Here is a 14170-nt window from a genome sequence, read left to right as displayed (position 1 = left end):
GCCGATTGCACGGTACTCTGGTGGACGGCGATAAGGAGGATTGATGAGCGAAACCCGTGCAATCGAAGCAGCGATATACGAACGTCTTAGCCGTGTGATCGACCCGGAATTAGGACGATCGGTCACCGATTTGGGCATGATTGCGGCCATCGACGCAACCCCGTCTGCGAACGATGCGGAAGGCGACTACGACGTCACCGTGCATGTGGAGCTCACCGTGGAGGGCTGTCCGCTCTCAGAGACCATCACCAATCAGATCAACGGTGCGGTGGCCTCCTATCCGGATGCCAAACTCACACCTCATATCGAGGTCTCTTCGATGAGCCGGGACAAGCTCGACGATCTGGTGGCCGACCTGAAAGCCGAACGCAAGCAGAACCCGTTCAGCAAGCCCGGGGTCAAGACTCGCATCTTCGCCATCGCATCGGGCAAGGGAGGCGTCGGCAAATCGTCGGTGACGGCGAACCTTGCCGCCACATTCGCGGCATTGGGCTATGACACCGCCGCCATCGACGCCGATATCTACGGGTTTTCGCTGCCAAGGCTGTTCGGCGCGCACACCCAGCCGACGAACCTGAACGGCATGCTGATGCCGGTCACCGCGTGGGGCGTCAAACTCATTTCCATCGGCATGTTCGCGGGCGCGGATCGCGCCATCCTCTGGCGAGGCCCGCGTCTGCAGCGCTCGCTGGAACAGTTCCTGTCTGATGTGTGGTGGGGTCAGCCGGACGTGCTGTTGCTCGATCTGGCACCCGGCACCGGTGACATGGCGATATCCGTGGCTCAGGCGCTGCCGAACGCGGAGCTGGTCGTGGTCACCACACCGCAGCCGTCCGCATCCGATATCGCCGTGCGTTCCGGCTTGGTGGCGTTGCAGGTACCGATGAAGGTACGCGGCGTGGTGGAGAACATGAGCTACTACGAGCACAACGGCGAGAAGCTGCGCATTTTCGGCGAAGGTGGAGGTCAACGGGTCAGCGAACAGCTCACCGAAGCGTTGGGATACGATGTGCCGTTGATGGCACAACTGCCGCTGGAACCCGAGGTGCGTGAAATCGGCGAATCCGGCCGACCCGCGGTGTTGGATGCCGATGGCGCACTGCGCGCTGACGGCATTGGTGCCACCTTCCGTTCGCTGGCCAATCAGCTGATGCGTAGCTGAGGGGGGTCGTCAGACTCATCACCAAAGCCCTCATGAGGAACGCTTGTGTTCTGCGTCAGAAACTCATTACTGTATTTCTGGCTCCCCTTGTCAGGGGAGCTGTCGACGAAGTCGACTGAGGGGTAGTCATTTTGTCAACGAACTTCTGACGCAAGACGCTAGTGCTGCGCCCGCCAGATGTCCGGCTCCACGTAGATTTCCCAGATATACCAAGGCATGGCCGTGCGGATGTTGGTCTCAATCTTATCGACGGTCTGCACGTCGAAATCACGGTCGAGCTTCGACGTCTCCACTTTGAGGCATAGCAGCACGGAATCCTCATCCATGTGGATGGCTTGCATGTTGATGAGCCGGTCGACGCCGGCGGTGTCCTCCACGGCCTTGACCACCATTGTGCGCGTGCTGGGGTCAAGGCTTTCGCCCACCAGCAGCGAGCCGGATTTGAACGCCAGCGCGGCCGAACCGCAGACCAGCACCAGACCGACGAGCATGCCGCCGATTGCATCATAGAGTTCGTCGCCGGTCACTATCGACAGTCCGATGCCAAGTCCTGCGAATGCCAGACCAATCAGGGCCAGCGTATCCTCCATCATGACCGAAGCCAATTCGGCGGACTTGGTGCGACGCCAGAAACCAATCAGCGAATCATCCTCCACCTTGACGCGTTTCATACGCCCTCGAGCCTCATGGACGGAGGTGTGCAGGCCATACCCTTCAAGACATGCGGAGACGCCGACCACCACCAGTGCGGCGATGAGTTCAACCGAGTTCGCATCACGGGACGCCGTGCCTTCGATGAGCGCGCCTAGTTTGCCCGCCGCCTGAGAGACCGCGAACACGCCGCCGACGAAGAACAGCAGCGTGGCCACAATGAAACTGGCGAGATACTTCACGCGGTGAAGCCCGAACGGGTGATCGCCACGGGATTTATGGTCGGATGCCTTATCGCCCACCATCAGCACCAGTTCATTCGCGCAATCCGCTACCGAGTGCACGGATTCCGAGAACATGGATGACGATCCGGTGAACGCCGCCGCCGCGAACTTGGCACAGGCGACACCGACATTGGCAAGTAGTGCGGCCTTGACCGCCGCTCCACTGTTCTTCTGATCAGACATGAGATATACGCCCCTCTTCCACCGCGGCATTATAGCGTTCTCCTGTACCGAATGCCTTCATCGGGCAGCAATACGGAAAAGCCCAGCCGCACGATGCAGCTGGGCTTTTCCGTATTGCGCTACCGGCTCATTGTCAGGCCATGCGGCCAACAATCAGATGTGGTAGTAGAGCTCGTACTCGAGCGGGGTCGGGGTCAGGCGGGCCTGATCGATCTCGTCGCGCTTGAGGCCAATCCAGGTCTCGATGAGGTCATCGGTGAACACGTCGCCGGCGGTGAGGAAGTCGTGGTCCTCTTCCAGGGCGTCCATGGCCTCGGCCAGGGAGCTCGGCACCTGCTTGATGCCGGCGTGCTCTTCCGGAGGCAGCTCGTAGAGGTCCTTGTCGACCGGCTCCGGAGGCTCGATGTGGTTCAGGATGCCGTCCAGGCCAGCCATCAGCTGAGCGGAGAAGGCCAGGAACGGGTTGCAGGACGGATCCGGGGCGCGGAACTCAATGCGCTTGGCAGCCGGGGAGGTGCCGGCCAGCGGGATACGGATGGCGGCGGAACGGTTGCGGGCGGAGTACACCAGGTTGACCGGGGCCTCGAAGCCCGGAACCAGACGGTGGTAGGAGTTCAGGGACGGGTTGGTGAAGGCCAGCACGGAGGAGGAGTGCTTGATGAGGCCGCCGATGTACCAGCGGGCCAGATCGGACAGGCCGGCGTAACCCTTCTCATCGTAGAACAGCGGCTTGCCGTCCTTCCACAGGGACTGGTGGCAGTGCATGCCGGTGCCGTTGTCGCCTGCAATCGGCTTCGGCATGAAGGTCACGGACTTGCCGGCCAGAGCGGCGGTCTCGTGGACCACGTACTTGTACTTCATCAGGTCGTCACCTGCGTGCTGCAGGGTGTTGAAGCGGTAGTTGATCTCCTGCTGGCCCGCGCCGGCCACCTCGTGGTGGGAGCGCTCGAGGATCAGGCCGACCTTCTGCAGGTTGGCGACCATGTCGTCGCGCAGGTCCTGGCTGTGGTCGATCGGAGGAACCGGGAAGTAACCGCGCTTGACACGGTTCTTGAAGCCGATGTTCGGGGTGCCGTCCTCTTCGGTGTCCACGCCGGAGTTCCACGGGGCCTCAATGGAGTCGACTTCGTAGAAGGAACGCTGCATGGAGTTCTCGAAGCGCACCTTGTCGAAGATGAAGAACTCGGCCTCAGGGGCGAAGGACGCGGTGTCGGCGATGCCGGTGGACTTGAGGTAGGCCTCGGCCTTGCCGGCGACCTGACGGGGGTCGCGGGAGTAAGGCTCGTCGGTCAGCGGGTCGACGATGGAGAAGGCCACGTCGAGGGTCTTGTGCTTGCGGAACGGGTCGACGAAGGCGGTGGTGATATCCGGAACCAGCTTCATATCGGACTCGTTGATGGCCTGGAAGCCCTGGACGGACGAACCATCGAACGGCATGCCTTCGGTGAAGGCGTCCTTCAGGAACTCGCTTGCCGGCACGGTGAAGTGCTGCTGAACGCCGATAAGATCGGTGAAACGAACGGAGACATACTCGATGCCTTCCTTATTGATAAGGGCCTCGGCGTCTTCCTTGGACTTGAGTTCGGTCACGGGACCGCTCCTTTCGTGTGAAACGTAACGATATACATCGTAAAATCGTGCGTTTCGCGAGCTCGAAACTTGGGTTACGAGAATGTTTCGTGACTATGGCCTATTGACGTTCAAGCGCGGTATTCCAACGAAACGTCATTACGGATCGGAAACGAAGGACCTTGTGCAAAGGCCGAGACCGTCCGCAACGTGGACAGTTTTGAATCCGTACGACGATACGAGAAATACGAGGAAGCCCCCTTGAATCCGGCATGGGATCCAAGGGGGGCTTCCTCGTTATCATCTGGCGGTCGAACCGTGATCAGCGTCCGCGCATCGCGCGACGGGACACCTTCTGCGGGTGGTAGGGGTCGATTCCCTTCGGCACGCCGTATCCGTTCTTCATCTGCAGAGTGCGCAGACGATCGTTCAGCGTGGCGATCTCGGATTTGGTCAGCAGGAAACGACGACGGGGATGGATCTTCGCGATCAGCGGGTTCTTGTGATCAGTGGGCTCATACGTCTTGGCCTTGGTCACGGCGTTGCGCAGCTTGTCCAGCGGCACCTGCTTGGGGCCGTGGCCCACGGCGATGCGGTACACCGGGATGGAGGAGCCGGCGGTGACGCCCTTGATCTCACGCTCCTGACGGTTCATGGCGCGCATGACCCGGCCGTAATCGCCCTCGCCGATCAGATAGATGCCGTTCATCGACGTGCCGCGCCAGATGGCATCCTTGGTCTTCGGATCGATCCACACCGGTTCCTGCGGGAAGTCGAAGCCTGCCTTGCTCATGTTGCTCAGCACGCTGATGGCGGCACCCGGCTTGCCGTCGATCTGCTTGTATCCCACGGCGTCGGCACGACGGGTCAGCATCATCGTGGCGAGCAACAGACCCAGCATCACTGCGGTGATCATCAGGAAGATCCAGGTGAGCCATGTCCACTTGAAGATCAGTCCGATGATGACCATCACGATCACCGGCAGCAGGAAAGAACCGGCCTCAAGCCAGGGCAGTGCCTTGTCTTCCTTCGCTGTGTACTTGTAGATCTGGATGATCTGCTTGATCGTGCTTTGCTTTTTGGGCTTTGCTTCCTTGTCCGCCATCACTTTTTCCTTTACTGCATGCTTTTGCAAACGAACACACTGGCAAATAACTGTATCAGGTGCGCTGGTCCGGTTTCAGCGCGTGTGCAGAGGGCGGCCGTCCGCTTTGAGCAGCGCCTCGCCTAGCGTCTCGCTGAATGTGGGGTGGGGGTGGATCAGCCGGGCGGCTTCGCTCAACGGAATATGGTTGCCGACCAGCTGTTCTGCCTCCGCGATGAGGTCCGAGGCCAGTGGAGACACGATATGCACGCCCAGTATGCGGGGCGCATCCGGCGCCGACTGGTCGCATCCTGAGACGATGGTCATCGATCCCGCCGTGCCCCGCATCAGCATGCGGGCGTTCGAGAGCATGGGATAGGCGGTTTCCTTGACTTCCACAAGATCCTCCCGGGCCTGCGCCTCGTTGAGGGTCAACCCCACGCAGGCGGCCTCCGGCGAAGAGAACACCACCTGGGGGATGGTGTCCTCCTCCACCGGCTTGACATGCTGTCCCGCGATCGTTTCAGCGATGACCAGTCCCTGCTCGAATGCGCGATGCGCCAAGGCATGGCCTTCGGTGACATCTCCCACCGCCCAGATGCCGGGTTTGTCGGTATGGCCGAATGCGTCGGTGGAGACAAGTCCGTCGCTGGTGAGGGCGACGCCCCACGAGGAGTCGGTGATGGGGTCGCGTCCGATGGCCGCCAGCGCGACTTCGCCCCAAACGCTGTGCTCGCCGTCTTCTCCTTGGACGGTGTAATGCACGGTGGCGCCGAGGTTCACGCCGACGTCCACATGGGTCACGGTGGAATGGGTGATGACCTTGATGCCATGACGCTTGAGTTCGCGGGTGAGCGTCACTCCGGCGCGACGGTCCCATGCCGACAGCACACGATCCTTGCGGATGAGCAAAGTGATGTCTGATCCGGCGGCGTTCCACATGGAGGCGAACTCCAAAGCCACTGCGCCCGCACCGATGATGACCGCAGACGAGGGGAACTCGTTGGCCTCCAACGCCTGCGTGGAGTCGATCAGCGCCCCTCCGAACGGGTTGCCGGGCAGGGGGCGCGGGCGTGCGCCGGTGGCGATCACGATGTCGGTCACGCTGAGGTCCAGTGCCGTACCGGCAGGCTTCGGAACATTGGCTTTATGGTAGACGATGACCTCGTTCTGTTGCGGGGCCGGAGCGATATGCACGATATGCCGTCCGCCGGTGTCGGTCTCGTCCGCGGCGAACGTAGCGAATCCACGGTATACGGTGATGCCTCGATGTGCCAGCAATCCCGACAGCCCCTGCACCATCGTGTCGACGATATGCCGCCTGTAATCGTGCAGCTTGCCGAAGTCGATACCATCGACCGTGGCTTGAACGCCGAGCTCGGCTGCGCGATGCACGGTATCGATGGTATGTGTGGCCGTGATCAGCGCTTTGGATGGAATGCACCCGCGGTTGAGGCAGGTGCCGCCGACCGTGGCGTCCCGTTCGATCAGAGCCACCTTCTTGCCAAGTTCAGCGGCTCGCAATGCTGTGGAATAGCCGCCCGGTCCTGCGCCGATGATTGCGATATCGTACTGTTCGCTCATAGTGTCCTCCCTGGCAAACACAGGTAATCACATAATAAAACTCCCCTCAACCGAAGCGAGGGGGAGTTGATTCATTGCATAGCAGAGGTATGAGAAGGAGACACTAGTATGGCTCCCCTTGTCAGGGGAGCCGGCCCGCGAAGCGGGACTGAGGGGTAGTGAATTCGTCAACGAATTTCTGATGAAGAATGCTAGTCCTCGGGCCAGTGGCCGCGCTTCGGATAGCGTGGCTTCGGCAGCCTCCAACGACGCATCTGAATGGAGCGGCTCCAGGCATAGGTGAGCGAACGGGAACCCTTGGCCACGGATGCCTCGCCGTACTTGGCAATCAGCTTCGGCTTGAGCTTGCGCCACATCAGCCAGACGTCGATGATGATCGCAGCCAGATAACCGTACATGATGATCATCATGATCAGCGACGCCCAGGCGTTCGGGAAGAGCGAGGACACGACCATGGACACGATTAGAATGCCGAACGCCACCGGGATGAACCATTCGCCAAGGTTGATGCGGGCGTCCACATAATCACGGATGTAGATGCGCCACGGAAGACGTTCCGCCTTGGGCATGTGGTTGATGTCGCCCTTCTGCATGGCCTCGTATTCGGCGTTCTCGCGTTCGCGCATCCGGGCTTTGGCGGCTTTCGCGCTGGCCTTGCGATTCGCAGGTACCAGCGGGCGGATGCCTGCGGCCTGCGCCTTCTTCATCTTCGGCGTCGGACGGCCCTTGCCTTCGGACGGATTCTTCTGTGGTGCGGCCTGCTCAACAGGAGCCTGGGCCTCTTCTTTCTTCTTGAACGGATTCCATGTCATGCTTAGAGGTTACGGTGACGTTCAGACACATGTTCCTTGGGCGTAACCATTGCAATGACGCCTTTTATATGACTGGTATATAAGGAGGACACACATGGCAGAACTCACCGTAGACGAGGTTCGCGCGCGCGTCGAAGCAGATTGGGACCGTATCGTCGAAGTGCTCAGGCGCAAGATCGCCTTGCAGTCCGTCTCCGCCAAAGGCATCACGGCAGACCATATGAAGCGTTCTGCTGAGTTCGTGGCCGAGGAGCTCAGACTGGTGGGCGTGGACGCGAAGGTGGTGCAGGCGTCCAATGAGGACGGTACCCCGGGCGCGTGGGAGGTCATCGGTTCTCGTATGGTCGGCCCGGATGCCCCGACCGTTCTGCTGTATGCCCATCATGATGTCCAGCCGGTGCCCGATCCGGCCGAATGGGACACCGACCCGTTCGTGGGAACCGAAATCGACGGACGGCTCTATGGCCGAGGATCCGCCGATGACGGCGGCGGCATCGCCATCCATTCCGGTGCGCTCAAGGCGCTTGGCGACGATCTCAAGGTGAATATCAAGGTGTTCATCGAGGGGGAGGAGGAGATGGGCTCGCCGAGCTTCATCCCGTTCATCAGTGCCCATAAGGACGAGTTCGACTCCGATGTGATCATCGTGGCCGATTCCGGCAACTGGTCCGCCGAAATCCCGTCCCTGACCACGTCGCTGCGTGGCAACACCTGCGTGGACGTGACCGTGCGCGGACTGAAGCATCCGGTGCATTCCGGTCAGTACGGTGGGCCTATTCTTGACTCGAACACGCTTGCCGCCATGCTGATCGCCTCCCTGTATGACGAGAATGGCGATATCGCCGTGCCGGGCATCGCCTCGCAGGAGCCGGTCGGCGGCCTGCAGCAGGACGTCGACGAAGCCGGCGTGCGCGCCGACGCGGGCGTGGTTGATGGATACGTGCTCGCCGGATCCGGCTCCCTGGCATCGCGTCTGTGGACCAAGCCGAGTCTGACGGTGATCGGCTTCGATGCACATCCGGTGGACGGATCCTTCAATGTGATCGCCCCCGAGACCCGCTTCCGCCTGTCCCTGCGCACAGCTCCGAGCCAGCGCCCCGAAGAAGCCCAGGATGCGTTGGCCGAGTTCCTGCTGTCGCATGCTCCTTTTGGTGCCGAAGTCGAGGTGGCCAAGCTGGAGAACGGCATGGGTTGGGCCATGGATCCGGACGCTGTGGCCACTCGCGATGCTCTGGAGGCCATGGAGGAGGCATTCGGCGTCAAGCCGATCAACCAAGGTCAGGGTGGTTCCATTCCGTTCATCCCCGAACTGCAGCGCCTGTTCCCGTCCGCCCAGGTGCTGGTCACCGGCCCGGAGGACCCGAAGGCCAACGCCCACAGCCCGAACGAGTCCATCTCGCTGTACGGCTTGAAGCACAACGTGATCACCGAGGCGCTGCTGCTCGACAAGCTCGGCAAGTAGCGGCTCACGAGAGGCTCGCGGGCCTTGCGCCGGATGTCGGCTGTGTGATCATAGCGATGGCTGACGCTCATCGTGATGATCACATGATCCGGGAAGGCACCGATTTCAGGATTCCTCTATTGCCTTTGGCGGCGGCTTGCCTTATAGTCGGGGAGTTGACACGGGAGCTGCCGAAGGGCGGCTGAGAGGAGACGTTGAGTCTCGACCGATGGAACTTGGACGGGCAATGCCGTCCACGGAATTGTCGCTCTTACATACCCGTGCCTGAATCCGATGCGATTCTCGGTCACTGTGCCGCGAATCACATGAGAGAAGAAGGAAAGGCACAATCATGGCTGAAGCCGTCGCCAAAGCAAACTACAAGTGGCGCGTCGTGGATATCGTCGTCGCCGCCATCATCGCCGTCGCATCCGGCGTCATTTTCTGGGGCTGGGACATCGTCTGCGCAGCCCCGCTTGCCCTGTTCGAAGCCGTCACCCCGGGCTTCGAAGGCCTGCTCAACGGCTTCTGGCTGTTCGCAGGCCCGCTGGCCGCCATCATCGTGCGCAAGCCGGGTGCCGCGCTATTCGCCGAGACCCTTGCCGCATTCCTCGAGCTCACCTTGGGCAACCAGTGGGGCGTGGGCGGCTCCCTGATCGTCGGCATCATGCAGGGCCTGTGCGCTGAGATCGGCTTCGCGATCTTCATGTGGAAGAAGTGGAACATCGTCACCACCATGCTGTCCGGCGCCCTTGCCGGCGTCGGCTGCTGGGCCTACTACTGGATGACCCACCCTGGCTGGAACGCGATGCGTGTGACCTGGTACCTGGTCGGCTCCATCATCTCCGGCATCGTGCTCGCCGGCGCGCTCATGTGGGCGCTGCACAAGGCCATCGCCGCTACCGGCGTGCTTGACCGCTTCGCCTCCGGCCGTGCCGAGGCCCGCGTCTGATGCGCATCACGCCCGCCCATCTCGAGGCAAAGCAGTGGGGATGGCGTCACGCCACGCGAAAGGACTTCGCCCTGCGTGGGCTTGACTTCGACATCCAGCCCGGCGAGCATGTGTTGCTCCTCGGCTCCTCAGGGGCGGGCAAAAGCACGCTTATGGCCGGATTGGCCGGCGTGCTTGGCGGATCCGACGAAGGTGAGCAGGAAGGTTCCCTGACCATTGATGGCATCGAGGCCGGCATCGCCCGCGGCAAAGCCGGCCTCGTGCTGCAGGACCCGGATTCGCAGATCATTCTCGAGCGCGTGGGCGATGACGCGGCCTTCGGCTGCGAGAACCTGAACATCCCACGCGATGAGATCTGGCGGCGCGTTCGCGAATCGCTCAATCTGGTCGGTTTGAAGGACATCGACCTCGACCGTTCCACGCGCCACCTGTCCGTCGGGCAGAGGCAACGCCTCGCGCTCGCCGGCGTGCTCGCCATGCAGCCCGGACTGCTGCTGCTCGACGAGCCGACAGCGAACCTCGATCCCGAAGGCGTGGTCGAAGTGCATGATGCGGTGTGTGACTTGCTCGCACGCACCGGACAGACCTTGGTCGTCGTCGAACACCATATCGACGTGTGGATGGATCTGATCGACCGCGTCATTGTCATCGGACACCCGGATCCGGACTCGCCTGTGGGCGGCATCATCGCCGACGGCAGTCCGCATGAGGTGTTCGGTCGATACGGCGATCTGCTCGCCGGCGGTGGCGCATGGGTGCCGGGGCGGGCGATTCCCGACCGCGAGCCGAAGACTATCGCATCCGCATCCTCGGGTGCTGAACCGGCGCTCATTACCGAAGACCTGAGCTTCGGACGTGGCACGGCACTGGGCGAGCATATCGACCTCGCTTTCCAATCAGGTGAGGTGACGGCGCTCATGGGCCCGAACGGCGCCGGCAAATCCACGCTCGCATTGACTCTCGCCGGTCTGCTCGAACCGCTGAACGGGCACGTCCGCGTTCGCGCGGACATCGCCGACGGGGCTCGAGGCGATGAGCCGAACCATTGGAAAAGCCGTGAACTGCTCGGACGCATCGGCATGGTCTTCCAAGAGCCGGAACACCAGTTCGCGGCGCCGCTCGTACGCGACGAGGTCGCCATCGGCCCCAAATCGATGGACGCGGACGATGCCAAGGCGTACGCCATCGCCGACGAGATGCTCGAACGCATGAACCTGAACCGTTTCGCCAAAGCCAACCCGTACACGCTGTCCGGCGGCGAGAAGAGACGGCTGTCCGTTGCATCGATGCTTGCCAGCGCGCCGAAGATCCTCGTCATGGACGAGCCGACGTTCGGACAGGACTTCACCACATGGACGGAGATGGTCGACCTCATCGCCGGCGTGCGCGACCGAGGTTCCGCCGTCATCGTCGTCACGCACGATGAGGCACTCGTTGAAGCGTTGCACGCGCGACGCATCATGTTCGGATTCGCGGGGGAGTGAATTGAAATGATTGGGAGGGACAGGACGATAGCGTTGGCCGTGGCGGATGAGACAAGAGCTGGCACAGGTGTTGGCGCGGCGGCTGATGTTGTTCTCGCTGATCGGACGGTCGGCACGCCCAAGAACGACATGGTGACCGTCACACCGCCGTCCGCGCGGCATGAACCGGCGAAGCCCGCATCGCCCTCATGGTTCATCGCGAAAGTGAACCCGGTGGCGCGCATCATCGGCGCACTGCTGCTGTGCATCCCCATGTTCGTGAGCCTCGACGTGGTGTCCGCATCCGTGGCGCTGGGACTCGAGGTCATACTGCTGTGGATTGGAGGCGTGAACCCGCTGCGCGTCTGCCGCAGTACATGGCCCGTGTGGATCGCTGCGGTCGGCGGATTCATCTCGGTGCTGCTTTACGGTCGCACCTCCGGCGCGATCCTGTGGTCCGCCGGCTGGATCGTAGTGTCCGAGGGATCCGTGTACCTCGCGTGCGCCACGTTCCTGCGCGTGCTGGCCATCGCCGTCCCCGGCGTGGTGCTTGCACTCGGCCTTGACCCGACCGATCTGGCCGACGGTCTCGTGCAGATCCTGCATTTCTCCCCGCGCTTCGTCTACGGCGGTCTGGCCGGCATGCGCATGTTCACACTGCTGCAGGATGATTGGCGTGCGCTCGGTCTGTCGCGGCGCTCGCGTGGTCTTGGCGACGGCAACGCCATACGCCGCGCGTTCTCGCAGGCGTTCGGCCTGCTCGTATTGTCGATTCGCCGCGCGACGAAACTCGCTACTGCGATGGAGGCGCGAGGATTCGGCGGCACAGGTCCCCGTTCGGCGGCCCGCGTCTCGCGCCTCAACCCGATCGACGCCGTGTTCTGCGCGATCTGTCTGTTGATTCCGCTCGTCGCGCTCGGTGTCGCCGTGCACGCCGGCTACTGGCATTTCGCCTTCCAAGGCGCGTGAGCATTGCCGACGCGACTGTGATCCGCAAGTCGTGGGACGCACAGCCATGATTCATGGAGCTAGCCGGTGATTTCGTGACCTCGTGGTCTTTCGCACATCATGATTATGGGGCTCGACGAAGCGCAGAACTGTCTTCTAGCGTATTCCCCGGGTAATGGACTCGCCCTTTGGATCTCCGATGGATTTCGAACAACCCGTAGGGCGCATTGGTATTTCGTGAGCTATTGGAGTGCGTTGCAGGTATTTTGTGTACTCGTAGAATCCGTTGCAGGTGTTTTGTGTACTTGTAGAGCCCGGAAATCTCCGTACAAGTACACAAAACACCTGCAACCTGTTTTCAAAGCACTGTTTCACCTGCATTCCGCCTCGTAAAAGTGCCTGTTCCGCCTGCAACGGGCCGCAGAAGCCGACGGGAACCGCCTCAGGCGGCGCCTTCAACGACATGTTTCACCTGCGACGAGCTCCGGATTCATGCCGTCGTCGATGGTTGCGTTGCGGCGTGCAGGTCGTTGCGTCGGTGTCTGCTCAGCCGTTGGCTGGTTATGACCATCTACTTGTGACCATCTACTGAAACGTCGCTTAGCCCGGGGAGATCGAATGCTTCCTGATGCAGTTCATGCGAGGCCATCGGTTCTCCTGCTCTTTAGAGCCTCGTGTGATTGAATCTTCGCGTGGTTCCTGGGAGTCATTTATGGCCGCTCTGATCGTCGAAAGACAAGATTTTCCCGTCCTTCATATTCATGAGGCCGGCTGCCTGCACTACGGGGTCCTTGCCGCCGATCAGCGTTTATGGTCCTTGTCATGTGGATGCCACCATTTACACCACACAGACAAGTAGGCGATGAGTCCCCCTAGGAAAGGCAGGAAATTAACTAACTTCATGATTCACCCCCGCAGATGAATAAAGAACCTGTTCAGCAGTGACTTGAAACCCACGTCCAGAAGAATGCAAAACCAAATCCCACCAACACAGCGATGGCGGGATTCACCCCGACAAGACTCAATGCGGCTTGCCATGCTGCATCATGACCAGCTCCTATGGCGGCGACAAGATACGGGCATACATCATGCGTCGTAATCCTCAACTGTGCCCTGTTCACAAGTTCCTGACGTTGTTCCGCAGGAATTTTCTCAAGCTCATTCGCCGCATTGGCGACTACCGCAGCTAGGGATTCAGTGCGAACGGCACCATTGAAATCCTTGACCGTAACGATTCCTGTGTCGTAGTTGATTGTTGCGGTCAACGTACCTTGCCCATCCACTTCGACGGTCGAGGTATTTTCGCCGTGAAGCTCTCCTCCGAATGCCGCAGGTATGGACTCTTTTGGCATTCCACTGATTGCAATCTCTGCCGCATCTGCTGATGTCATCGGCACGAGTCCCAAAACCAGCGCCACGGAGAATGAGACTACCAGAGCGAGTATCCCACGTGCCGATTTCATAAGACGAGCCATTGATGCCTCCGATACTCCATCGCCTTAGTAGGCAGCGTATCCATTATTTATTAGGCAAGTAGCACATCGCTTGTCTGGTAAAAAGCATATCAGATTGATACCGCGACGATTCCAGTCAAACAGAGAATCGTGGATACTCTTGCCGAATGTGGGATAAAGGAATATGCCGATGACTCGTATTCGGTGTTTTCTGGTTCACTGGCTATTGAGGACTTTTGTCATATGCTTAAGGATGAGGCCGGCTTGGGGGATCCGGACTTGACGTGGAGGGAAGCGGCAGCACCTTTTGCCCGTGTAAGTACGTCGCATGAGATCGACTATGCGAAACCATTGAACGTCTCGGCTCAAGCGCCGGATGCCCACGCCGTGAAAACGCTTGAGAAGATGTTCAGCGTCTTCCAACCCATCAAGGAACTGGAAGCGACAGCCTTGGATGCGCGGAATCGATACGAGGTGATGCGTAGAGGGCCCGGCAAGTATGGGGCTTTCCGATTACATATCATTGAGAAGCAAACGGGATCGGAAGAATGCGCAAGCGCAGCTGAAGATGGCTGAACGAGAA

General features: G+C 60.7%; 12 protein-coding genes. 6 read left to right on the top strand and 6 right to left on the bottom strand.

Features of this window, described 5'->3' with window-relative positions:
- Positions 1-43: 43 nt before the first annotated feature.
- A complete protein-coding gene (locus BW09_RS00505) occupies positions 44-1162 on the top strand; it encodes an Mrp/NBP35 family ATP-binding protein (RefSeq protein ID WP_044088615.1) in 1119 nt (372 codons plus the stop codon).
- A 158-nt stretch (positions 1163-1320) separates the two neighbouring features.
- On the opposite strand, the gene BW09_RS00500 is transcribed toward BW09_RS00505, so the two are convergent.
- The 5 genes from BW09_RS00500 to BW09_RS00480 all read right to left on the bottom strand — a co-directional run bounded on the left by BW09_RS00500 (position 1321) and on the right by BW09_RS00480 (position 7329).
- On the bottom strand, positions 1321-2310 hold the full coding sequence (locus tag BW09_RS00500; RefSeq protein ID WP_140462520.1) for a cation transporter: 990 nt from the start codon (positions 2308-2310) through the stop codon (positions 1321-1323).
- Between the two features lie 123 nt (positions 2311-2433).
- Positions 2434-3870, bottom strand: a complete 1437-nt coding sequence (glnA, locus tag BW09_RS00495; protein WP_094667715.1) for a type I glutamate--ammonia ligase — start codon at positions 3868-3870, stop codon at positions 2434-2436.
- Between the two features lie 301 nt (positions 3871-4171).
- A complete protein-coding gene (locus BW09_RS00490; protein WP_140462519.1) occupies positions 4172-4954 on the bottom strand; it encodes a DUF4191 domain-containing protein in 783 nt (260 codons plus the stop codon).
- Between the two features lie 75 nt (positions 4955-5029).
- Entirely contained in the window at positions 5030-6517 is a 1488-nt protein-coding gene (locus BW09_RS00485; protein WP_140462518.1) for an NAD(P)/FAD-dependent oxidoreductase, read from the bottom strand.
- A 191-nt stretch (positions 6518-6708) separates the two neighbouring features.
- Positions 6709-7329: a DUF3043 domain-containing protein gene (locus BW09_RS00480; protein WP_140462517.1), complete on the bottom strand. Its 621-nt coding sequence runs from the start codon at positions 7327-7329 to the stop codon at positions 6709-6711.
- A gap of 94 nt (positions 7330-7423) precedes the next feature.
- On the opposite strand from BW09_RS00480, the gene BW09_RS00475 reads away from it, so the two are divergent.
- The 4 genes from BW09_RS00475 (at position 7424) to BW09_RS00460 (ending at position 12154) form a co-directional block, all read left to right on the top strand.
- Positions 7424-8791 carry a dipeptidase gene (locus BW09_RS00475; RefSeq protein WP_140462516.1) on the top strand — a complete coding sequence of 456 codons (1368 nt, stop codon included), beginning with the start codon at positions 7424-7426 and terminating at the stop codon, positions 8789-8791.
- Positions 8792-9122: 331 nt separating this feature from the next.
- Positions 9123-9722: an ECF transporter S component gene (locus tag BW09_RS00470; RefSeq protein ID WP_140462515.1), complete on the top strand. Its 600-nt coding sequence runs from the start codon at positions 9123-9125 to the stop codon at positions 9720-9722.
- Positions 9722-11206 (top strand): ABC transporter ATP-binding protein, encoded by a 1485-nt coding sequence (locus tag BW09_RS00465; protein WP_181161701.1) that lies wholly within the window; start codon positions 9722-9724, stop codon positions 11204-11206. Before BW09_RS00470 ends, BW09_RS00465 begins: the two co-directional genes overlap by 1 nt.
- Positions 11207-11335: 129 nt before the next feature.
- Positions 11336-12154, top strand: a complete 819-nt coding sequence (locus BW09_RS00460; protein WP_140462547.1) for an energy-coupling factor transporter transmembrane protein EcfT — start codon at positions 11336-11338, stop codon at positions 12152-12154.
- 914 nt (positions 12155-13068) lie between these two features.
- Here the strand turns inward: BW09_RS00460 and BW09_RS00455 are convergent.
- Complete coding sequence (locus BW09_RS00455; protein ID WP_258184895.1) at positions 13069-13551, bottom strand: hypothetical protein; 483 nt, start codon at positions 13549-13551, stop codon at positions 13069-13071.
- A 186-nt stretch (positions 13552-13737) separates the two neighbouring features.
- Between BW09_RS00455 and BW09_RS00450 the strand changes: the two genes are divergently transcribed.
- The gene (locus tag BW09_RS00450; protein WP_140462513.1) at positions 13738-14163 is read left to right on the top strand and encodes a hypothetical protein; all 426 of its coding nucleotides are present in this window, start codon (positions 13738-13740) and stop codon (positions 14161-14163) included.
- Positions 14164-14170: the final 7 nt, after the last annotated feature.

It is taken from the genome of Bifidobacterium sp. UTCIF-1 (assembly GCF_006408915.1).
Taxonomy (GTDB): domain Bacteria; phylum Actinomycetota; class Actinomycetes; order Actinomycetales; family Bifidobacteriaceae; genus Bifidobacterium; species Bifidobacterium reuteri.
The sequence above is the reverse complement of the archived record's forward strand: the minus strand, read 5'-3'. Positions and strand labels throughout refer to the sequence as shown.